Genomic DNA, 20,767 nt, shown 5'->3' with positions numbered 1-20,767 from the left:
CAAATTGATGGTTTGAGTATAGCTATGGAATGTGAACTGAATATGAACTAGATGACATTTGTTCAAAATAACTTAACACCGTATAATAAAGAATAAAAAAGGAGCGTGTAGCGTGGTTAATTGTCTTATTGTGGATGACGATCAAACGATTTTAGATTATGTAGCTTCCCATTTAAACAATGAGGGCTATCATACTTATACTAAACCGAGTGGTACAGCGGCCTTACAATTTTTAGAACAGCAAACTGTCGATATCGCGATTGTTGATATTATGATGGCTGGTATGGACGGGTTTGAATTATGCCAGCAAATAAAACTTGATTTTGATCTACCAGTCATTATGTTAACGGCACGTGATGCACTTACAGATAAAGAGCGCGCTTTTTTAAGTGGTACAGATGACTATGTCACAAAGCCATTTGAAATTAAGGAACTTATTTTTCGAATTAAAGCTGTACTTCGCCGCTATCAAATCAATGCTGAACACATTATACAACTAGGCAACCTGACATTAAATGATAATTACATGGAAGTACAAGTAGATCATAAGACGATGACTTTACCCAAAAAGGAATTCCAATTATTATATATGCTCACGAGCCATCCTAAACAAGTGTTTTTACGAGACACGCTTATTGAAAAGGTGTGGGGATTTGATTATGAGGGAGATGAGCGAACTTTAGACGTCCATATCAAGCGCTTGAGACAACGCTTATCAAAATTAGCAGCCAATGTGACAATCACAACCGTCCGTGGCCAAGGATACAAGGTGGAATCCCATGTTTAAATCTTTATATTCAAGAATCGCCATCTATACCATTACCGTTATTTTACTAAGTGCCATCCTTAGCTTTTTCATATCAAATGTCTACTATCATTTCAATTTAAAGCCTAAAAATGACCAAAAAATTATGACAACGTTAAAGGATGCAAGACAATTTGATGCCGCACAACAACATCAAGTTTCATCATCATTTTTCAAGCATCTCGCTGATATGAATTATCAAATTATGACGGTGGACAAATACGGTCATAAACATTTTTATGGTGCCGATTTTCGCAAAGATACCCTCTCAGCAACCAATATTCAACGTGTACTACAAGGTCATGATTATCATGGTATTGCGAAACAGCCTTTTCAATTGTTAGTCACAGGCTTTTTTGACAATGAAACAGATAATACAGTCGGTGTAAGATTTAAAAGTTCAGAGGGATATGTTGCAGTATTTATGCGTCCTGACATTGGACAAACATTTAGTGAATTTAGAATCTTTTTAGCACTTCTGATCATTTTGTTGCTCATCATTTCAATTTCACTCATTATCGCTTCAACATACGCCATTATTAAACCTATACAGTCATTAAAATATGCCACAGAGCGACTGATGCATGGTGATTTTGATACACCTATTAAACAAACGCGAACAGATGAAATTGGCATTTTGCAATATCGTTTCGATACGATGCGACAATCACTAAAGCAAGTTGATGCGATGCGTCAACACTTCGTGCAAAATGTCTCTCATGAGATGAAGACACCTTTAACTCACATTCATCACGCATTAACACAACTACAAGCAAGCGACGATAAAGCGACACAACAAACAATTATCAATGATTTATTCACCATAACTTCACGCTTAAGTGACTTAACTAGAGAGTTGTTAATACTTTCAGAACTTGACAATGCAAGTCATATTCAATTGAATTCAACGATACAGTTAGATCTATTACTCCAAGACTTGATTCGCCATGAACAATATTTAATTGAACGTAAAAATATTATCGTATACGCTGAATTACTACCTTCAAGCCTGTTAGGTAATGAGCGATTATTGCATCAAGCCTTTGAAAATTTACTGCGCAATGCGATCAAATATACTAATAATGAAGGTGCAATTAATATCAAACTTCAACATCGAAACAATCACGTTCATTTTACGATACAAAATGATGGTCAGCCGATGACTAAAGAAGCACAGTTGCACATCTTCGACCGCTTCTATAAAGTAAATTCAAATGACACAAGTAATGGACTGGGATTATCAATTACTCAAGCAATTGTTCAACTTCACCATGGTCACATTGAAGTAGAGAGTAACGATCTTATTGGAACACAATTTACAGTCATACTCCCTTTCAAACCGTAAGCCATGCTCTATAATCAATTGTTATATTTTAAAAATAAAATTGCTGCTAGCAACATATATTAGTTAAACAATAAAAATGGTACTTTCTAGTTTTATTTCCATAGAAAGTATCATTTTTATTTTTAAAGCATGATGTAATATATTTCAGATTCAAGTGATTTTATAGTGCCTAAATATATATCATCAGCCCTATTTTACCGCTTATCACTGAATCATAACCACATAGCGATAAGCTATTTCTTCAAATATGATTTCATGCTTAAATAGAGCTAAAGAAAGGAGTCGCCATGAAATTAAAATTATTTATTAGTCCAAAGGAAACTGAACAATATGTGGCTGTGCATTCGCCTATATTAGATAACGACACTCAAACTGTTATTGACACAGTGAACCAATTATCACAGCCAAAATATCTCACTGCTCGTCATGATGAAGATATCTATCGTCTGGCTATCACAGATATCACCACATTTCGCACTCAGCATAAAACGGTAACAGCAGTTAAAGACCATACAACATATGTTGTGAAAGAACGATTATATCAGCTAGAAAACATGTTAACCTCAAACTTTATCAGAATTTCAAAATCAGAAATTGTGAATATCGATAAAATTATAAAACTACAATTAGAACCCAACGGCTTAATCCGCATGTATTTAGAAGGCTGTGATTATACCTATTCTTCACGGCGCTATTTAAAATCTATCAAGGAGCGATTATCAATATGACATCACTTTCTAAAAGCTTATTTATTAGTCTTATTATTGGCCTATCACTATCCATCATATTTAGCATGATATCAAATGGTGAACACTACTATCCGTTAGCACCAGATTCAACATTCGGACAGCTTTATTATCAACACTTCAATGGACCTACTGTCATGTTGTTATCTATTATTATTTGGCTGCTGATCGGCATGGTATTTTTTGCAACAAACTTTATTTTCACGCATACCGATTGGAGTATTACTACTGCCACAGCATCACATTTCGTCTGTAGCTATCTTGGGTTCCTCCCTTTAGCTACATTTGCAGGCTGGTTCAACCTAGATTTATCACACATTACTAAATTTACGATTATCTTTGTCATCATCTATATGATCATCTGGGTCGTATCATTTTTGAAAAACAGACGTTACGTCAATGAAATCAATCAGCAGCTTCAACAACGTTTGAAATAATAAAAATAATGAAGCAGGCAATTTCTATTAAGTTTCAATGGAAATTGCCTGCTTCATCTTGTCAAAGATATTGATGTCCTAGCCTATTTGGTTATATTATTGCACATGCAGGTGTTTTTGTATTTCTTTATTTACTGCATGATAAACATCTTCATGCTCTGATAACTTTAAGCCAAATGATGGTACCATTTCTTTTATTTTAGGCATCCAATCTTCAAACTCATCTCTATAGCAACGTTGTAATACATCAAACATAATATCAACTGCAGTAGATGCCCCTGGAGATGCACCAAGTAATGCTGCTAACGTGCCATCATCACTTGTAATCACTTCTGTCCCAAACTGTAAATTTCCTTTACTTTGTTCAGTATCTTTAATCACTTGTACACGTTGCCCAGCCGTAATGACTTCCCAGTCTTCGTCTTGCGCATTCGGTACAAAGACACGTAAATCATTCATACGAGCTTCATTTGATAACATTAACTGCGAAACTAAATACTTTGTTAACCCTATTTCTTTAATACCAGCTGATAACATCGTGACTAAGTTATTAGGTTTAACTGATTTAATTAAATCCAAATTTGACCCTGTTTTTAAAAATTTAGGTGAAAATCCAGCAAATGGGCCAAATAATAGCGCGCGTTCTCCATTAACAAAACGCGTGTCTAAATGAGGTACTGACATAGGTGGCGCACCAATCTCTGCCTTACCATACACTTTGGCATGATGCTGTTGAATGACATCTGGATTGGTACATCTTAAGAAGAGACCACTTACTGGAAAGCCACCTATATGTTTAGAAGCCTTAATTCCAGTCTTTTGTAATAATGGCAAGCTGGCACCACCTGCGCCTATAAAGACAAAACGTGACTCATACGTTGTAATATGATTTGTTGCTAAATCTTTAATAGTCACCAGCCAAGCCCCATTATCTAATTGTGCTAAATCTTGAACTTCATGCTGATAATGAACATCCACATCTTTTGTTTTCAACTGTGCAATCAACTTCTTAGTTAATGTACCAAAATTCACATCCGTACCTGTTTCATCTCGTGTTAAGGCAATAGGCACATGAGATGTTCTTCCTGCCATCATTAACGGTACCCATTCGGTAATTTTTTCTTTGTCTTCTGTATAAACCATTTTTTCAAATAATACGTTCTTCTGTAGCGCTTTAACACGATTTTTCAAAAACCTCACATTATTCACGCCTTTGACAAAGCTCATATGTGGTACAGCTTGAATGAAGTCTCCTGGCTCTGTTAAATGGCCAGTACGCACAAGGTAAGCCCAAAACTGTTTAGATATTTGAAACTGTTCGTTAATCTTGATTGCTTTCGTACAATCAATGTCGCCGTTTTGTCCTTCTTTCGTATAATTCAGTTCACATAATGCTGAGTGCCCTGTGCCAGCATTATTCCATACATTTGAACTTTCTTCCCCCGGTTGTGCTAACTTCTCAAATAATTTAACGTCTTTATCTGGTGAGAGCTCGGTAATAAGCGTACCTAATGTCGCACTCATAATTCCTCCACCAATTAAGATAACATCTGTCTTGCTAGGTGCTTGATTCATAACAAACACTTCCCCCTTTATCGTTTCACAACTAAGACTGACAAACAAACGCTTGTTTTAAAGCGCTTTCTTAATTAATGTTAAAAAATTCACCTTATTTAGGTGCTTTTTCTTAATTATAATGACTAACTCAATTATATACATAAATGAACTATGAAAAAAGCTTAAACAAGTATATTTGTTCAAATATTTTCAATTATTCATAATATTTTGTGCATTGTGCTTGCTAAGTTATTTCCAGCATATGTTTAGACATGATATAATTTTTATAAACTATTTCACTAAAGAGGGCAATTTTTATGAAGTCTTTTACTTTTTTAATGCACAATATTTATGCCTTAGGTGGCACAGTTAAAGCAGTTTCTCAATTGGCAAATACTTTAGCAGAGCGCGGCCATGACGTTACGATTGTCTCAGTTCTGCGTGCAGCCGACACACCTTATTTTGCGTTGAACAATAACATTAAGGTGATAGACCTTGTCGATTATCGTCTCAAACCACAAAATATAAGTGGTATTATCGCAAATCGTATCCGTAAATTCACGCCATTACTAAAGCCTAAAAAAATATCTAAATATGAACCAGGACTTAGTCAATTATCTAGTTTTATTGAAAAGAAAATCATTGCCTGCATTAAGCAAACCGCAACTGATGTATTAGTCGGAACACGTGCCAGTTATAACATACTCGTGGCACAATTCGCTCCTAAAAATGTCTTTACTATTGGAATGGAACATATGAACTTCGACGCACATCCAACACGTTATCAGCACCAAATAATACGTGCTTATCAAGGTTTAGATGCCGTAACAACATTAACTGATAGTGATCAATTCGCCTATCAACAACGCATCCAAACGCCAGTTTACATAGTTCCTAATATTATTAATCATCGTTTCATTGGAGCCCAAAAACAAAACATCATTATTAGCGCTGGTCGCTTAGACTATGAAAAAGGATATGACTTACTCATAGAAGCTGCACGTCGCATACAAGATGATTTGCGCCAAATTCGTTATCAAATCCACATCTACGGTGAAGGAAAAGAAAAGGCAGCATTAATCAATATGATAGAACAGTATAACCTAAATGATATTATAAAATTGTTTCCTGCCACAAAAGACTTAGATAAGAAACTATCACGTAGTAAAATAACTGTCGTCCCATCAAGAAATGAGGGCTTTGGCATGGTTATTCTTGAAGCTATGGCACAGCATAATATTGTGATTAGCTTTAAAGACACTTTAGGACCATCTTATATTATCAATGCCGGAACCAATGGTTATTTGGCAGACTACGGAGATGCCGGATCATTGGCTAAATACATTGATATTGCGACACAATATTACACAAAATTAACCCCAATGATTGAAGCAGGCCAACAAACGTTAAAGCAATATACTGCTGACCATGTGTATGCTGCGTTTATGGCTATTTTCAAAGGATAAGTTGTATTTGAAGGACAGCTTATGACAGCGTAAATATTCATATATAGATGCAATCATATTAACTAGCAAAATGGATTCTGTATATAATCAAAGAAAATGAGAGCGGGACAGCGAATTCACAATGAATTCGTTGTCCCGCTCCGTCATGGTTGCCGTACTTAATCGTTTACAGAGAAACGATTAAGTACTGATTTATTAAGTTCTTTTCTAGAATATTAATGAAAGTATGAATGTCCAAATACATACGAAGATTAATAATCCAATACTATATTTAAGTGTCATTTTTAATAAGTCAGATTCTTTACCAACTTGTTTAACAGCAGCTGTAGCAATAGCTATTGATTGAGGAGAAATCAATTTTGCAGCTACCCCACCAACTGTATTTGAAGCAACTAAGAGTGAACCACTTGTGCCAATTTGTTGTGCTACAGATGCTTGAATTGGAGCAAATAGCGAGTTGTTGTTTACAACTGAACCAGTCATAAATACACCAATCCATCCTAGAATTGGAGATAATACTGGGAAGACATTACCTGCTTTTGCAATACCTTGACCCATGGCACTACTTAAACCACCGTATGTTGTGATTTTAGAAATGGCTAAGATGAAACATATAGTTAAAATAGGTAACCAAAGTTCTTTAAACGTTACACCAAATAATCGACCAGCATCACCAAAGCTAACTTTTTTAGCCATTAACACAGTAATCAGAATAGTGATTAAAATAGCGGTACCAGTTTGTCCAATGAAGTTAAATGATAACATGATTGGTTTGTGTGCAATATCACTAAACGTACCAGGTAAACTGAAGTTTAACACGAGTGATGAGAGTTTACCTTTTGGCAAGAATAATCCTTTAAATGAAGGTGAACTCCAAACCATCACAATCACAGTTAAGATAATGAAAGGACTCCAAGCATATAATACTTGTTTTGCTGTAAGATGTTTTGTTGGTTCAGGTTTAACATCTTTTTGAACTCTAAAGATATTTTTAGGTTGGAATTTTCTAGAGAATAAAGCTAATGCCCCCATTGATGCTAATGGTGGTACAATGTCAGCTAATTCTGGACCGTTGAATACAGTAAGTAAACCTTGTAAGACTGTATACGTAATAGATACTACTAATATAGCTGGTAAAGTTTCTTTAATACCTTTGAAGCCATCGATAATCGCAATTAATAAGAATGGAATAAAGAAGTTAATGATGGCTAAAGTTAACGTAGATGTTTGAGATACACCCATAGCTGTAACATGTCCAGGCAAGTGTAATGTATCAACAATACCTACTGGAATTCCGATGGCACCAAATGCACCAGACGCTGCATTGGCTACCAAACACAACATCGCAGCTTGTAAAGGTCTGAAACCTAATTGAGTAAGTAATAAGGCACAAATTGCAATTGGTACACCAAAGCCTGCTGCCCCTTCTAAAAAGGCATTAAATGAAAAACCAATCAATAATAATTGAATACGTTGGTCTTGTGAAATGCTTGTAATGCTATCTTGAATTGTTTGGAATTGACCAGATTCTTGTGTAATTTTATAAAGTAACACGGCCATCATTACAATATAGCCAATTGGAATAATACCTTGGTAGAAACCTTCTACTACGGCACCAGTAGCAATGCCACCAGGAAGTTTAAAGAATGGAATGGCGATAAGCAAAGTGACAACTAAAGTAGTGATTGCAGCATAAATCCCTTTCATTTTAAAAACTGTAAGACATAATAAGAATAAGATAATTGGAATAGCTGCAACAATGCTTGATAACAATAAGTTATCAAAAGGATTAAAAGATTGAACTAACATACATGACTCCTCTTTCTGTAGTTTATTTACAATGAACACAACGTGTGCATTCATCAGTTAGCCTTTGTGAAGTTTTTCACAATAAAAATATAACACCTTTATACCTATAATACAATACTATTTCTAATGAATTCTATACAAAAATAAGCATTTAAAACCAAAAATTAGCATTGTATTTTTTACGAGAAATATGTAACTATCGTTTTATTGGATTGTAAGCCGCATATCAGTGAATTATCTAATCTGACATGGTAAAATAAATGCAAATCGCTAACAGATAGAAGGTTAAATCATGCTGAAACAAATTAACATTTCTCATATGGAACAATTAACGAGTCAACTAGAAAGTGCATTAGCTGACGGCTATACGCACTTTGCTCCTTATGCGAACGAAATTAAAATTCACCAAGACATGCTGAAGTCTGTCACTTTACACCCTCATCCAATCGTCGTTGATTATACAATCAACGGAGAATATTTAAATGATTGTCGATATTTTGGTCAAGCTCAAGTTGACTTTAAAACATGGTCACAAAATATTAATCATTATCCTAACCTTGTTTACCATATTCCAACCGCTTTGCATCATTTATCCACGGATGTCGTTCATAACATTTTTGACTTAGCGCTTATGACATTATTATTTGATGATGTCGTAGTCGATGGTCACGTGGCATATGATTTTACTCAACCAATGCAGGCAAGCGAGACATTTTGGACTTGGTTAGCTGATCAGCAAATGAACTCAACGAATTATTTTGAATTAAACAAATTAGCATATCAGCAATACCAAGCTATCCCGTTCCCACAACCGCAATATAAAGATGATAGTAGTAAAATGCGCTTTGCCGATAGCTGGTTAGTAACGACAAAATTCAAATTACCTAAATGGCTATATAACATGATGCACCAACATGCTGTCAATAATCACAAAAAACTAAGCTATCTTTATCAAAAGGATACATCGAAGGTTAAAGATCACGTTGTTTTCTTGGGCTTTGATCATGGTTATCGTGGTAATTCAAAATACTTATTCAATCATTTTATAAAGCGCAATCCTATGGTGGATACGTATTTCATTACAGATGAACGTAAAGGTCCAAATTTTATTTCTACTTCTGCAGAAAACAAACAAGAACTGATTGAAAGTGCCAAAGTTGTGGTGATTGAAAGCTATATGCCAGATACATATCATCCAAATGGTACAATTATCCAACTCTGGCACGGTTCACCCATTAAACGCTTATTTTTAGATAGTGCTGAACCATATGAAAATAGCAATATCTATAATTATCGTGCACGTAAATATAATAAATGGCTTCAACAAGATTATCTTGTCGTTGATGCCACATCTGTAGTACCATATTTCAATTCAGCTTTTCCAAATCAAGAGACTAACGTCTTGCCTGTGGGTTATCCACGTGTAGACTATTTACTACAGCATCGTCATGACCGTGCCCAAGTCAAACACATCAGCAAGAAACTTCATATCACTGATGATAAGCCTGTACTTCTATATGCGCCAACATGGCATAAAGACACGGTACAACAACATTTGACAATTACAGATGATTTATTGCAACAGTACCATGTTATATTCAAAGGTCATGTTGAAGCCCAACAAGATTACAGTTTACCAGAGCGTGTGATTCGTGCGCCTAAAGATATTGAGACACAAGATTTAATATTAATCGCCGATATCATTGTTACAGATTATTCCTCTATCATCTTTGACGCATTAACCATAGATAAAAAGGTATGTCTATTTACACCACAACATGAAACGTACCAACAAGAACGTGGTATTTATGAACATGTCTTGTCCGCACTTCGACCCGTATGGTATAAAGATGAGGCATTGTTACATGAGGATTTAATTGAACAGCGCATTCCATCCATCAATCATCCTTTTGTCAATAAATCAAATCATGCATTAGCAGAGATTACGGACGTGATTTTAAAAGAACTCCATAAGAAACACGCTGATAACTAAAAAAGATTACAGCCGACGCTTTTATTAACGTCGGCTGTAATCTGTTATTTAGGTTGATATGCTGGTTCAATAATACTTGGTTGACCTTGTCCATTCACTGATACAATGGTATAAGTTCCTTGTTGTTTAGGATTTTTAAAACTAAACAGATACTCATAGCGTCCATTATGAGATTGAATGGCATAATCATTATATTGACATTGCATTTGGTGAATTTTATTTACTTCTTGATTCGCTTTTGTTAAAGCGTTTTTGAAGTTAGGCAATTGTTTTAAAGCTGTATTTTCATTACCGTTAAATATTGTTAGCTGTCTTGAGACATAAGCTGCATTGGGACTTTGATATGGCTTAACATAATGAGATTGTCCTTTGTTATTATTAGCTTGGTTGTTCTGATTTGTTGCTTGACCTTGTTGAGCACCAGACTGCGATTGAGAAGCATTATTTTGCTTGTTGCTGTTTTTCTCTGAGCTGTTGTCTTTTGAGTCATTCGTTGCTTGCTCATCGTCATCTTTTTGAACATTTGATTTCTTATCTTTCTTATCTTTTTGTTTGTTTTTATCTGTTTTTTGGCTATCATGTTGTTCTGATTTGTTAGTATCTTCCTTATTACTGTTGCCATCATCATGCGAACAGGCCGCTAAAGATAAAGATAGAATCAATATACTTGCTAATAATCTTTTCATTATAACTCCTCCATTATCTTATCGTCTAAGCATTATGACATGCTTGATACTTATACTATACATTAAAAATACTAATTTTATGTTAATTTTTAAGTTTTTTATTTACAAATTTCGTACAAATTAAAGAAAGTGACAGAATTCATTATGAATTTGTAGTCCCGTTCCGGCACAATTGACTAGAATTGAAAAACAGCTTGGTATCAGCATATTTTCAATGCTGTCAACTACTGCCAATATTTAGTTCATAGCTTTAAATATGATAATGCACTAGACGCTACTAAACCTTTAAAAATTAATCCGCCACGCTGCGTTCCATAATTAAATCGATATCAATGACATCTCCCGTCTTAAATTCATGTTGTCCAGTTACTTTAAAACCACATGTCTTATAAAATACTAAGGCTTGAGGATTATGTTCCCATACGCCTAGCCATACCTTTGTCTTTTGATATTCCAACGCCTTATTGAGAGCCAGTTGAATAAACTTTTTCCCTCTACCTCCACCTTGATATGCTTTATCAAAGTAAATGCGTTGTATTTCTAAATATGCTGGACCCTTAGCTTCCGTTTGGGCAGCATCGATATTTAATTTTAAATATCCCACAATTTGTCCTTTGACTTTATAAAAGTAATGAAATGATTCGGGGTTGTGAAATTCTGTCGTTAAAATATCTAAATTGTAATTCTCTGCAAAAAATTGTGAAAAATCAGCTTCTGAATAAGACCCTTCAAATGTAGCATGAAATGTGCGTTGCGCAATTGCTTGTAAATCTTCAATTTCTGAAGCTTGTACTGCAGTGATAGTTTCCTTTGTCATCATGATCAACTCCCTTTAAAATGGTTAGATTCTCCCACATAAGACCATTAAATTTAAGATAACACAAATTTATCATTGATAATCTTTATCAATGAGTATAAAGTTATAATTGAAATGAATAATCCATTTGGAGTGAGGTTTTAACTATGTTACCAAACATTTTTGCAGTAGGTATTACCGGTCCTACAAGTTTAGTTGTTATTAGTATAATCGCATTAATTATTTTCGGTCCTAAGAAATTACCCCAGTTCGGTAAAGCTATTGGCAGTACATTACGAGAATTTAAGTCAGCAGCCGAACACTTAGATGAAGATCATTCACTTGATACTCCCAGTAAAGAGTCCAAATCACAACGAGAGCAACCTAAGTAATTATACCCTGCTGGAACACATTGATGAATTGCGCAGACGCTTCGTCAAGATAATCATTGCATTTTTGGTATCTACCATCATTGTATACGCATCATCACATTGGTGGATAAATCCATTTATCAACTATATCAAGCGCGCAAATGTAACGTTACACGCCTTCTCATTTACTGAAATGATACAAATTTATGTCATGATTATCTTCTTTGTGGCACTATGCTTAATAGTGCCATTCGTTTTTTATCAACTATGGGCATTTATTGCGCCAGGATTACATCAAAATGAACGTCTATTTATTTATCGCTATAGTATATGGTGTGCAGGGTTGTTTATTCTAGGCGTATTATTCGCATTCTATATCGGATTTCCTTTAGTTATTAATTTTTCACTGAATTTATCGGAAATGCTACATATTGACCCAACTATCGGCTTTAAGTCATATTTAGGCGAACTCATTCGTTGGTTGTTTGTCTTTGGTATCCTCTTTCAGTTACCGACGTTATTTATGGGACTGGCACGTTTTGATTTAATTGATGTACATCAATTGGGCAAATACCGCAAATATATTTATTTCGGTTGTTTTGTTGCCGCAAGTATTATCGCACCTCCAGATATCACACTCAATTTATTATTGACATTACCTATCATTCTATTGTTTGAATTTAGTATGTTTATTGCTAAAATCACACATAGCAATTAAAATTAGGCCGGGACAACAATCCCAAAATATTAGCACAAAGATGATTTGAATTTAAAAATCGTCTTTGTGCTTCTTTTCGTATGATTGTCACTTTGGCTAAGGAAACAGCTTCAGCCTCTTCAGTTTTAATACCTTTAAATGATGTTTCTTACCATATCAATGATATAGCGGAAACCCTACCAGTACTTTAAACTTTAATCTGTTATAACTATAGCCATGCCTTTCTATCTATAAAAATAGCTGTGAAGAAACCCATTGTTATAGATCTTCTTCACAGCTCATCTTAATATGTTTTATTTATGTCGTTTGCGTTTGCTGACGTTGTGTTCTCATAAACACAATGACTAAAATAATGTAAATGATTTGCGCGCCAATCGTTTCAAAGCTTGGATAGAATCCGATTACGCTTATAGTTGGTAAGCCCTCAATACTATGTTGCGGTAATGTACCAAGTAATTGAAGTTTTTGAATACTAACACCTAACATTTTGAACGCCATTAAGAAGATAAATATAGAAAGCACTCTGAAAATGTAATAAATTGGTATCAGTTTAACAATAAATCTAAATATCAATGCGAAGATAATAAGGATTACAATGGCTAAGGCAATGCCAATCACAAAGTCTATTGTCTGGATACTGCCTATCATACCCATATAGAAGATAATAACTTCTACACCTTCTCTAAGCACTGAAATTAAACAAATCGTACCTAACAATACTAGGTTGCCGTTGCTAATTGCATTTTGATACATGGACTGAATTAAGTCATTCCAACGTTTTGCACTTGAACGGCGATGCATCCAAATACCTACAATATACATCAAGACGACGGCAATAATGCCTAACGTCGCTTCCATACCTTCACGTAACAAACCATTATTACCTAAAGTTTGAATAAAGACAACGGCTAAGGCAAGACTTAGAATTAAACCAAGCATCGCACCACCTAGAACACTTGCTGTACCTTTCGTATCTTTCACATTACGTGTCATTGTTGTCAATGTCATAATGATAAGTAATACTTCAAGACCTTCACGCAAGAAAATAATCATGACATCAACAAAGGAATAACTATCTTTGCCGACCGTATCTTTGATGTCTGAATTAATATCTTGTAGACCTTCTTTAACACGGTCTTTATTACTATCATCTAATATACTTTGATAATAAGGAATCTTATCTTCTATCGTTGTATAGAGTGACGCATTTTTCGTTTGAATTTTACCTTCTACGTAAGGCCAAATTTGAATGAATTTACTTAAAGCATCGTCTGTTTGTTTCAATTGATTATTTTCAATACCTTTAATGGCTTTATCCAATTCATCATTTAATTGTGTCACATTATACTTATCTGAACTTTGATTTGATTGTTTTTGATCAACTTGGTCAATGCTTGTTTTAAATGTTGTCCAAGCATTTTTAACTTTATTGATATCTAAAGGTTCTTTTTGAACTGCCACACGTAACTGCATCAAGTTCACTTCGATTTGACCATATTTTGAATCATCATAGTTACGGATAACCGTTTCATGACTTGTCCAAATCTGATTCAAACTATTATTTATAGATTGTAACTTTGTCTCATCTTTATCCTTAATTGCCTGTTGCATCTGACTGTCTTTGGCATCTACTTGTTGTTGTAATTCTTTAATTTTTTTCGATGCATCTCCAGAAGATTCAGCATTCTCATAAGCAATTAATGATTTTGTGACTTCAGATAATTTTGCTGCTTGTGACTCAGTTGAAGATGTTTTCTTAACTGCTTGCCATTGCTGCTTAACATCTTTCCCCTGTTTCGTATTTTTAATTTTTAATGTATCTAGCTGTTTATCAATATCTTTAATCGCTTGCTTTTTATCTTTATCGCTTTTTGATTTGTCTTCTAAAATTGATTTAGCATCCGTAATAGAAACATAGACATCACTAATCGATGGCTTATCTGCTGCCGCTGAAGGCATAGGCGCCATCCGGAAAGCCATTGTGAGTATAGCTAAAAGAATAACAACCTTAATTAAATAACGTTTCACCAAGGTAGCCTCCTTTTTTCACACCAGGCAACACTAAAAATGTAGCCGATCCTCGATGTGTAATATACTCATTTAGCTTATCCTGATGACCTAAATGGTTTTGAATATCAATAAACTGTTGTGGTGATTTTTGGAAACATATAAACATTAAACCTGTTTCTAATGCACCTGTTTTTTCATTCGTACCGCCTAAATAATTATATGCACGACGTTTGATGGACGTCTTAGCTTCATGTGCCAAACGTGCATGTGCATCTTTAGGAATCACATACTCACCTGAACTATCTTTTGCGTCTAAATCAAGCTCATCAAATTCTTTTTCCCCAGTTAATGGTGCACCTGAACTACGTTTACGACCAAATGTCGCTTCTTGTTCTTCTAAAGCTGTACGGTCCCATGTTTCAATGTGAATTTGAATACGGCGAATAATGCAATAAGTTCCATGCTTTGCCCAACCATCATCAATAAAGACATAGTTTTTATATTCATCACTTTTACGTGGATTGACTGTACCATCTTTAAATGCCATTAAGTTTCTTGGTGTTTCATCTAATTTTCCGGAAACAAAACCAGTTTGTGACCATTTCACTTTAACTAAGTCTCTAAACAGACGAATTAGATTATGTACCGCATGGAATGTCACTTGTGAATCATTAGAGCAAGCTTGAATCATGATATCACCATCACTATACTCATCTTCCAATTGATCATTTGCAAAATGAGGTAAATCTTTAAAGTCTTTAGGTATCTTAGATGATAGACCTACTTTCTTTAAAAATGATTTACTAACACCGTACGTGATTGTTAACTTACTTGCACCTAAGCCAATCGATTCCCCTGTATCTGCTGGAGGTAACAACGTATTATGACTTCTATCCTTTTCAACTGGTTCGCCTTCAGTTAGACTTACAGTCATATCCGTCCATTTTTGAAACATCTTCTTAATTTCTGCTTTATCACGAGATTTAAGTTCTAATGCTACAAAATTACATGTCTTTTGCGTTGGCGTTGTTATACCAGCTTGAACCTTGCCATAGAATTCAAAAGCATCTTTCTCTTTATCTTCTGGCGTATCAAACATTGACTTAAATGAAAATACACTACCTGCACCACTTGCGCCGATGACGACACCCGCGCCACCAATTCCTAACATTTTTAAGAAGGAACGTCTTGAGACTTGTCCTTTTTGTTGTTCGTCTTGATTACTCATTCTGTAATCACGGCCATTTTACTCAACGGTTCCCCTAATGCATTCACTGCATCTGCTAACGCTTTTCTATCTGCTTTAGAAACATCACCATATGGTTTGTAGCCGTCACCGTCTTTATATTTGTCTAACAGTTTGTTCACTTTATCAAAGTTCTTTTGAATATCTGCTGATAACTTTTTATCTTTTTTATTTAATTCTGGTTTAAATAGTGTATAAATTTTTTGTGCACCTTCAATGTTGGCTTTGAAGTCATATAAGTCAGTATGAGAATAAATTTCTTCTTCACCAGTGATTTTAGATGTTGATACTTCATTAAGTAAATCCACAGATCCTTGTAACATTAATTTAGGTGTGATTTTTAATGTGTCTGCTTTGGCATCTAACTCTTTGGCATCTTTCAACAATTGATCAGCATCTTTTTTCGTTGTTGCATCAATTTTATTATCTTGGTATAACGATCTTTCAATCTTATGATAACCCGTCCATTTATCTTCTTTTTTCTCTTCTTTCATATCAGCGAGACGTGCATCGATTTTCGGATCTAAATCACCAAAAGCTTCTGCTACAGGTTCTGAACGTTCATAATACATACGTACTTTAGGATATAGCGATTTTGCTTTTTCCATATCATCATTCTTCACTGCATTAACAAAATCTGTTGTCCCTTTTAAAAACTTATCTAATTGTTTATCTGTATACTTTTCATATTCTTTAGTAGCTTTTTTCAACTCTGCTGTGTTATTGCTTTTGCTACTCTTATTTTTAGAATGTGAATCCTGTCCGCCATCTTGGCTACCACATGCTGCTAATAGTAATGACGAAGCTAATAATATTGTTGATAGTTTTTTCAAAATAATCACCTCAAGTATGTTATGAACAATCATCAAACCATTGTACAACCGTTCTAAATGAGAATAACTAATGCTAAGATTTGCTTATTTAATAATTGTTATAGTAGTATTTCTCACTAGAAAATAAAATGTATGCACACAATTGATAATCATTATCAAACTAATTATAGATTGCCCATGAATTCATGTCAATGCCCATAATAATAGTGATATATTGAAATATTTTTTTATTATTTTAATCATCAAAAATATTTGATGTATTGCTATTTGTATAAGAAAAATTGAATTAGGGTAAATAATGATAATGACGTTGTACAACAATCTAAGGAGGCAAACATACAGATGACGCAACAATTTAACGCTTTCCAAGTAACTCAAGATGATGATGGTAAGGTTCAAGGTGACTTTATACAGTTAACTAACGACGACCTACCAGAAGGTGACGTATTAGTCAAAGTGCAATACTCAAGCATTAATTACAAAGATGCCCTTGCCACACAAGACAATAACGGAGTAATTAAAAATTATCCAATGGTACCAGGGATCGATTTAGCTGGCACCATCGAACATAGCGATGACCCACGTTATTCAAAAGGTCAAGAAGTGATTGTTACAAGCTACGATTTAGGTGTTAGTCACTTTGGAGGATTTAGTGAATATGCTCGAGTGAATTCAGACTGGATTGTACCGCTACCCGAACATCTTACATTGGAAGAAACCATGATTTATGGTACTGCTGGTTATACTGCCGGATTAGCCATCGAACGCCTAGAAAATCAAGGCATGACTATTGAAGGCAAAGAGGTACTTGTAAGAGGTGCTTCAGGTGGCGTTGGCTCACTCGCTGTCATGATGCTTAGCACACTTGGCTATCAGGTCATTGCCAGTACAGGAAATCATGAATCTAAAGAACGATTAACGCAGTTAGGTGCCACAAAAATCATTGACCGTATAGAACAGGACGACCAAAAGCCACTTGCCAGTCGCACTTGGCAAGCAGCTGTGGATCCGATTGGTGGCGAAGGCCTATCTTACGTACTCAAACGCTTAGATTATGGAGGTAGTCTCGCCCTAATTGGCCTAACAGGTGGTAATCATTTTGACAGTACCGTTTTCCCATTTATTTTACGTGGTGCGAATATACTAGGTATCGATTCGGTCTTCACACCTATGAAAGTCAGAGAGCGCGTATGGCGTCGCTTAGCAACTGATTTAAGACCAGACCAATTGCATGATATTAAAACAAGCATTGCCTTTAAGGACCTACCGACATATTTAGACAAGATTATTAACCATCGACAAGCAGGACGCGTTGTAATCGACTTTAATAAATAAACAAAATACGACTAGGACATAGAAAAATTTTTGTTTTATTACTGCATCCAAATAAAGCAATTTGGTACCCATTAAATCGTTTCTAAAATCATTTAAAAATAGTATCATTTGGACTATATTTGACATAACATTTGCTATTTCTTGCATTTCTTTAATAATATAATTTGTTCTATTTATCGCTTTAATTCTAGGAATTATGGTAGTCACTAAAAAAGAGACTAGAAAAATTATCGAATACACGACAAAAGGAAACTCATCTTTGAGTTTCCTTTTGTTGGCATAGCAGCCTTTATAGATAATGCTTTTTAAAATGAAAGATTTCTTGAAAACAATAACATTCATCACATTACTTATTCTTATAAAGTTTAAATGCACCATAAATAGAAGTATTGACAATTACAGGTAATAAGCAATACAAAAAAATAATAAATAAATTCCCTTCCGCTTTCCAAATGAAAAAGAATAAAATCATCAAAAAAATACTAATAAACAACCCTAAAATTGGTAAGCTTTTTATATATTTTTCTAAATTTTCATTCATCGGAAACTCCTTATATCTTGCAACATTATATTAATAATATTATTCATGTACTTTTAATGAGCATATAACACTTTTATATAGTTTTCAAATATTAACTCAGCCAAAAATAATACCTTAATTAAATTAAGTAAAAAGATAAACTGAAAAAAGTCTTAAAAAATAAATCTAGACAATAAAAATCAAAACTTAAATATACAACTACTTACTCAAATAGAAAAAGCACAAAGATGATTTAAAATAAAAAATCGTCTTTGGGCTATTATTTTGACATTTATGCCATGGACTTTCTTAACTATTATATTGTCAGTAGTTGAGTATTCTGGCATACGAATTTAAAAATGCATTCCGTTTCCCCTTGCTGTTGTATCAATAAACCTTATACATGCCACCAGACTTCGGTTCAGTTGAAGTAAAACCAAATTGCGCATACAATTGGTCTGCCGGATAATCAGCAATTAAACTAACATAAGTACCTTGTTCAGCAATACGATCTATATAAGACATAATTTCTTGTAAAATACATTTACCAAAGCCTTGTCCTTGATATGAAGGTCGCACTGCAATATCAACTATTTGCAATGCAGTGCCACCATCACCAATCACACGTCCCATGCCGACAAGCGTCGCTTCATCATACAATGTTACATTAAAACAAGCATGAGGTAATCCTTTTTGAGCTGCAGCTTCAGATTTTGGGCTCATTCCCGCCTCGACACGTAGTGCGCAATAGTCTTGTACTGATGGAGATTCATAACTTACTCTAACCATGGTTCCACCCTTTTCCTAATTATAAATATTGTGCAAGAATAGACTGATTCGCTGCTTTAAAAATGTCATTATGACTAGACACATAACCTTCATCACTTGCTTCAGGTTCAATATATGTTTTAGCTAAATTCGCAGCATTCCCCGCATCACTAAACGCACTGGCAATTAAATGCACTTTCGCATCATGATGAACAATATCGCCACACGCAAAAATACCTGGAATATTTGTCGTTGTATTACCAAATCCTTTAACACGATAATCGTCATACCGTTCTAGCTTTGAAGTACAATCTGTTAACAGTGGATTTTCATGGTCAAAACCATGACTAATAATGACATCATCAAAACGATGTGTTTCAGTATCCCCTGAATCCAAATGTTCCAAACACACTTTATGGATACGCTGATTCTTGTCATCACCAATCAATTGCTTAATTTGCGTCCGTGGCATCAGTGTTACACCACGCTCTGTTAAAACGGAATGCATCACTTCATAACCTGACGTTTCCATTTTACGATAAACCACCGTCACACGCTTCGCAATCGGTGCTAAATCACGTGCCCAATCTAATGCAGTATTACCGCCGCCAGAGATAAGAATCTCTTTGTCTTTAAATTTACTTAAAGATTGAACAACGTAATGCAAATTCGTTAATTGATAACGCTCTACTCCACTAATTTCTAGTGGTTTAGGATTAATAATTCCGCCACCAATCGCAAAAATAACTGCCTTAGACTCAAATACATCCCCAGTCGCCGTTTCTACCTCAAAATAACGTTCAGCACGTTTGCGAATATCAACAACACGTGTTTGCAAATTAACAAGTGGATTAAAATATAAACCTTGCGCAATCATATCTTCAATAATTTGATAGCATGGCTTCGGCGCAATACCACCAATATCCCAAATGATTTTTTCGGGGTAAAGCTGCATCTTACCACCCAGCTTATCTTGTACATCAATGATTCTGACCGACATGCCTCTTAATCCAGAATAAAAACTTGCAAATAAACCAGCAGGACCGCCCCCAATAACGATTACATCCTCCATACATGAATCCTCCTCATATATTTAAAACATGATATCCTTTAATTGATAAACATTATCATTATATGAGGACAATTATACTACAGTTAGAAAACATGTTGAAAAGAAAGCGCTTAAGTTTCTGGACAAATGTATTGGCGGCTATATAAGCGTAGCATCTGGGGCATCATTATGTTTTAAGCTCTGAACTCTATGTTGGCAGTAGCTGGCTGGATTGAAAATGCGCTTATACCAAGCTTTTTTCAATCCTAGTCAAC

The 20,767-nt window shown here is 34.8% G+C and carries 19 protein-coding genes; 9 read left to right on the top strand and 10 right to left on the bottom strand.

Translation table 11 applies throughout. From position 1 onward, the window contains the following. The first annotated feature begins 112 nt into the window (after positions 1 to 112). From HMPREF2864_RS02980 to HMPREF2864_RS02965, 4 genes are all read left to right on the top strand, one after another. A complete protein-coding gene (locus HMPREF2864_RS02980; protein WP_070544992.1) occupies positions 113 to 787 on the top strand; it encodes a response regulator transcription factor in 675 nt (224 codons plus the stop codon). Beyond that, a complete protein-coding gene (locus tag HMPREF2864_RS02975; protein WP_070544991.1) occupies positions 780 to 2,150 on the top strand; it encodes a sensor histidine kinase in 1,371 nt (456 codons plus the stop codon). Before HMPREF2864_RS02980 ends, HMPREF2864_RS02975 begins: the two co-directional genes overlap by 8 nt. Positions 2,151 to 2,437: 287 nt before the next feature. After that, entirely contained in the window at positions 2,438 to 2,878 is a 441-nt protein-coding gene (locus HMPREF2864_RS02970) for a LytTR family DNA-binding domain-containing protein (protein WP_002460182.1), read from the top strand. Then, positions 2,875 to 3,333, top strand: a complete 459-nt coding sequence (locus HMPREF2864_RS02965) for a DUF3021 domain-containing protein (protein ID WP_002460184.1) — start codon at positions 2,875 to 2,877, stop codon at positions 3,331 to 3,333. The genes HMPREF2864_RS02970 and HMPREF2864_RS02965 overlap by 4 nt, the downstream gene beginning before the upstream one ends. Positions 3,334 to 3,429: 96 nt before the next feature. Here the strand turns inward: HMPREF2864_RS02965 and mqo are convergent, their stop codons facing one another. After that, complete coding sequence (gene mqo, locus HMPREF2864_RS02960) at positions 3,430 to 4,908, bottom strand: malate dehydrogenase (quinone) (protein ID WP_002460186.1); 1,479 nt, start codon at positions 4,906 to 4,908, stop codon at positions 3,430 to 3,432. Between the two features lie 299 nt (positions 4,909 to 5,207). Between mqo and HMPREF2864_RS02955 the strand changes: the two genes are divergently transcribed. Further along, positions 5,208 to 6,356, top strand: coding sequence for a glycosyltransferase family 4 protein (locus HMPREF2864_RS02955; RefSeq protein ID WP_002460187.1), 1,149 nt, complete (start codon positions 5,208 to 5,210; stop codon positions 6,354 to 6,356). Positions 6,357 to 6,563: 207 nt separating this feature from the next. Here the strand turns inward: HMPREF2864_RS02955 and HMPREF2864_RS02950 are convergent, their stop codons facing one another. Further along, positions 6,564 to 8,165, bottom strand: a complete 1,602-nt coding sequence (locus tag HMPREF2864_RS02950) for an L-lactate permease (protein ID WP_002478763.1) — start codon at positions 8,163 to 8,165, stop codon at positions 6,564 to 6,566. Between the two features lie 292 nt (positions 8,166 to 8,457). Between HMPREF2864_RS02950 and HMPREF2864_RS02945 the strand changes: the two genes are divergently transcribed. Then, positions 8,458 to 10,158: a CDP-glycerol glycerophosphotransferase family protein gene (locus HMPREF2864_RS02945; RefSeq protein ID WP_070544990.1), complete on the top strand. Its 1,701-nt coding sequence runs from the start codon at positions 8,458 to 8,460 to the stop codon at positions 10,156 to 10,158. Positions 10,159 to 10,202: 44 nt separating this feature from the next. Here the strand turns inward: HMPREF2864_RS02945 and HMPREF2864_RS02940 are convergent, their stop codons facing one another. Both HMPREF2864_RS02940 and HMPREF2864_RS02935 read right to left on the bottom strand, forming a co-directional pair. Then, positions 10,203 to 10,844, bottom strand: a complete 642-nt coding sequence (locus HMPREF2864_RS02940) for a hypothetical protein (protein ID WP_002478761.1) — start codon at positions 10,842 to 10,844, stop codon at positions 10,203 to 10,205. A 292-nt stretch (positions 10,845 to 11,136) separates the two neighbouring features. After that, the gene (locus tag HMPREF2864_RS02935; RefSeq protein ID WP_070544989.1) at positions 11,137 to 11,664 is read right to left on the bottom strand and encodes a GNAT family N-acetyltransferase; all 528 of its coding nucleotides are present in this window, start codon (positions 11,662 to 11,664) and stop codon (positions 11,137 to 11,139) included. A 143-nt stretch (positions 11,665 to 11,807) separates the two neighbouring features. Between HMPREF2864_RS02935 and HMPREF2864_RS02930 the strand changes: the two genes are divergently transcribed. Together HMPREF2864_RS02930 and tatC are read left to right on the top strand one after the other, a co-directional pair. Then, positions 11,808 to 12,032 carry a twin-arginine translocase TatA/TatE family subunit gene (locus HMPREF2864_RS02930; protein ID WP_070544988.1) on the top strand — a complete coding sequence of 75 codons (225 nt, stop codon included), beginning with the start codon at positions 11,808 to 11,810 and terminating at the stop codon, positions 12,030 to 12,032. A 10-nt stretch (positions 12,033 to 12,042) separates the two neighbouring features. After that, the gene (tatC, locus tag HMPREF2864_RS02925; protein WP_172412351.1) at positions 12,043 to 12,729 is read left to right on the top strand and encodes a twin-arginine translocase subunit TatC; all 687 of its coding nucleotides are present in this window, start codon (positions 12,043 to 12,045) and stop codon (positions 12,727 to 12,729) included. A gap of 297 nt (positions 12,730 to 13,026) precedes the next feature. Here tatC and HMPREF2864_RS02920 read toward each other — a convergent pair whose 3' ends face one another. Genes HMPREF2864_RS02920 through efeO form a run of 3 tightly spaced genes read right to left on the bottom strand, consistent with a single transcriptional unit; the run spans position 13,027 to position 16,818 of the window. Beyond that, positions 13,027 to 14,757 carry an FTR1 family protein gene (locus HMPREF2864_RS02920; RefSeq protein WP_070544987.1) on the bottom strand — a complete coding sequence of 577 codons (1,731 nt, stop codon included), beginning with the start codon at positions 14,755 to 14,757 and terminating at the stop codon, positions 13,027 to 13,029. Continuing rightward, positions 14,738 to 15,967 carry an iron uptake transporter deferrochelatase/peroxidase subunit gene (efeB, locus tag HMPREF2864_RS02915; protein ID WP_070544986.1) on the bottom strand — a complete coding sequence of 410 codons (1,230 nt, stop codon included), beginning with the start codon at positions 15,965 to 15,967 and terminating at the stop codon, positions 14,738 to 14,740. Before efeB ends, HMPREF2864_RS02920 begins: the two co-directional genes overlap by 20 nt. After that, complete coding sequence (gene efeO, locus HMPREF2864_RS02910; RefSeq protein WP_070544985.1) at positions 15,964 to 16,818, bottom strand: iron uptake system protein EfeO; 855 nt, start codon at positions 16,816 to 16,818, stop codon at positions 15,964 to 15,966. The genes efeB and efeO overlap by 4 nt, the downstream gene beginning before the upstream one ends. Positions 16,819 to 17,160: 342 nt before the next feature. Between efeO and HMPREF2864_RS02905 the strand changes: the two genes are divergently transcribed. Further along, entirely contained in the window at positions 17,161 to 18,153 is a 993-nt protein-coding gene (locus HMPREF2864_RS02905) for an acrylyl-CoA reductase family protein (RefSeq protein WP_002460199.1), read from the top strand. 346 nt (positions 18,154 to 18,499) lie between these two features. Here the strand turns inward: HMPREF2864_RS02905 and HMPREF2864_RS02900 are convergent, their stop codons facing one another. From HMPREF2864_RS02900 to HMPREF2864_RS02890, 3 genes are all read right to left on the bottom strand, one after another. Next, on the bottom strand, positions 18,500 to 18,694 hold the full coding sequence (locus HMPREF2864_RS02900) for a hypothetical protein (protein ID WP_002460200.1): 195 nt from the start codon (positions 18,692 to 18,694) through the stop codon (positions 18,500 to 18,502). A gap of 366 nt (positions 18,695 to 19,060) precedes the next feature. Beyond that, a complete protein-coding gene (locus HMPREF2864_RS02895; RefSeq protein ID WP_002460201.1) occupies positions 19,061 to 19,462 on the bottom strand; it encodes a GNAT family N-acetyltransferase in 402 nt (133 codons plus the stop codon). Between the two features lie 19 nt (positions 19,463 to 19,481). After that, positions 19,482 to 20,513 carry an NAD(P)/FAD-dependent oxidoreductase gene (locus HMPREF2864_RS02890; RefSeq protein WP_070544984.1) on the bottom strand — a complete coding sequence of 344 codons (1,032 nt, stop codon included), beginning with the start codon at positions 20,511 to 20,513 and terminating at the stop codon, positions 19,482 to 19,484. Positions 20,514 to 20,767: the final 254 nt, after the last annotated feature.

Origin of the sequence: Staphylococcus sp. HMSC059F04, assembly GCF_001812565.1 — a bacterium.
GTDB classification, from domain to species: Bacteria; Bacillota; Bacilli; order Staphylococcales; family Staphylococcaceae; genus Staphylococcus; species Staphylococcus lugdunensis.
This window is presented reverse-complemented; position numbering and strand designations above follow the sequence as displayed.

Coding starts and splice junctions, on each gene's coding strand:
- HMPREF2864_RS02905 (WP_002460199.1), top strand. CDS start 17,161: ATGACGCAACAATTTAACGCTTTCCAAGTAACTCAAGATGATGATGGT.
- HMPREF2864_RS02935 (WP_070544989.1), bottom strand. CDS start 11,664: ATGATGACAAAGGAAACTATCACTGCAGTACAAGCTTCAGAAATTGAA.
- efeB (WP_070544986.1), bottom strand. CDS start 15,967: ATGAGTAATCAAGACGAACAACAAAAAGGACAAGTCTCAAGACGTTCC.
- HMPREF2864_RS02955 (WP_002460187.1), top strand. CDS start 5,208: ATGAAGTCTTTTACTTTTTTAATGCACAATATTTATGCCTTAGGTGGC.
- HMPREF2864_RS02950 (WP_002478763.1), bottom strand. CDS start 8,165: ATGTTAGTTCAATCTTTTAATCCTTTTGATAACTTATTGTTATCAAGC.
- HMPREF2864_RS02900 (WP_002460200.1), bottom strand. CDS start 18,694: ATGAATGAAAATTTAGAAAAATATATAAAAAGCTTACCAATTTTAGGG.
- HMPREF2864_RS02965 (WP_002460184.1), top strand. CDS start 2,875: ATGACATCACTTTCTAAAAGCTTATTTATTAGTCTTATTATTGGCCTA.
- HMPREF2864_RS02970 (WP_002460182.1), top strand. CDS start 2,438: ATGAAATTAAAATTATTTATTAGTCCAAAGGAAACTGAACAATATGTG.
- HMPREF2864_RS02975 (WP_070544991.1), top strand. CDS start 780: ATGTTTAAATCTTTATATTCAAGAATCGCCATCTATACCATTACCGTT.
- HMPREF2864_RS02945 (WP_070544990.1), top strand. CDS start 8,458: ATGCTGAAACAAATTAACATTTCTCATATGGAACAATTAACGAGTCAA.
- HMPREF2864_RS02930 (WP_070544988.1), top strand. CDS start 11,808: ATGTTACCAAACATTTTTGCAGTAGGTATTACCGGTCCTACAAGTTTA.
- HMPREF2864_RS02940 (WP_002478761.1), bottom strand. CDS start 10,844: ATGAAAAGATTATTAGCAAGTATATTGATTCTATCTTTATCTTTAGCG.
- mqo (WP_002460186.1), bottom strand. CDS start 4,908: ATGAATCAAGCACCTAGCAAGACAGATGTTATCTTAATTGGTGGAGGA.
- HMPREF2864_RS02890 (WP_070544984.1), bottom strand. CDS start 20,513: ATGGAGGATGTAATCGTTATTGGGGGCGGTCCTGCTGGTTTATTTGCA.
- HMPREF2864_RS02895 (WP_002460201.1), bottom strand. CDS start 19,462: ATGGTTAGAGTAAGTTATGAATCTCCATCAGTACAAGACTATTGCGCA.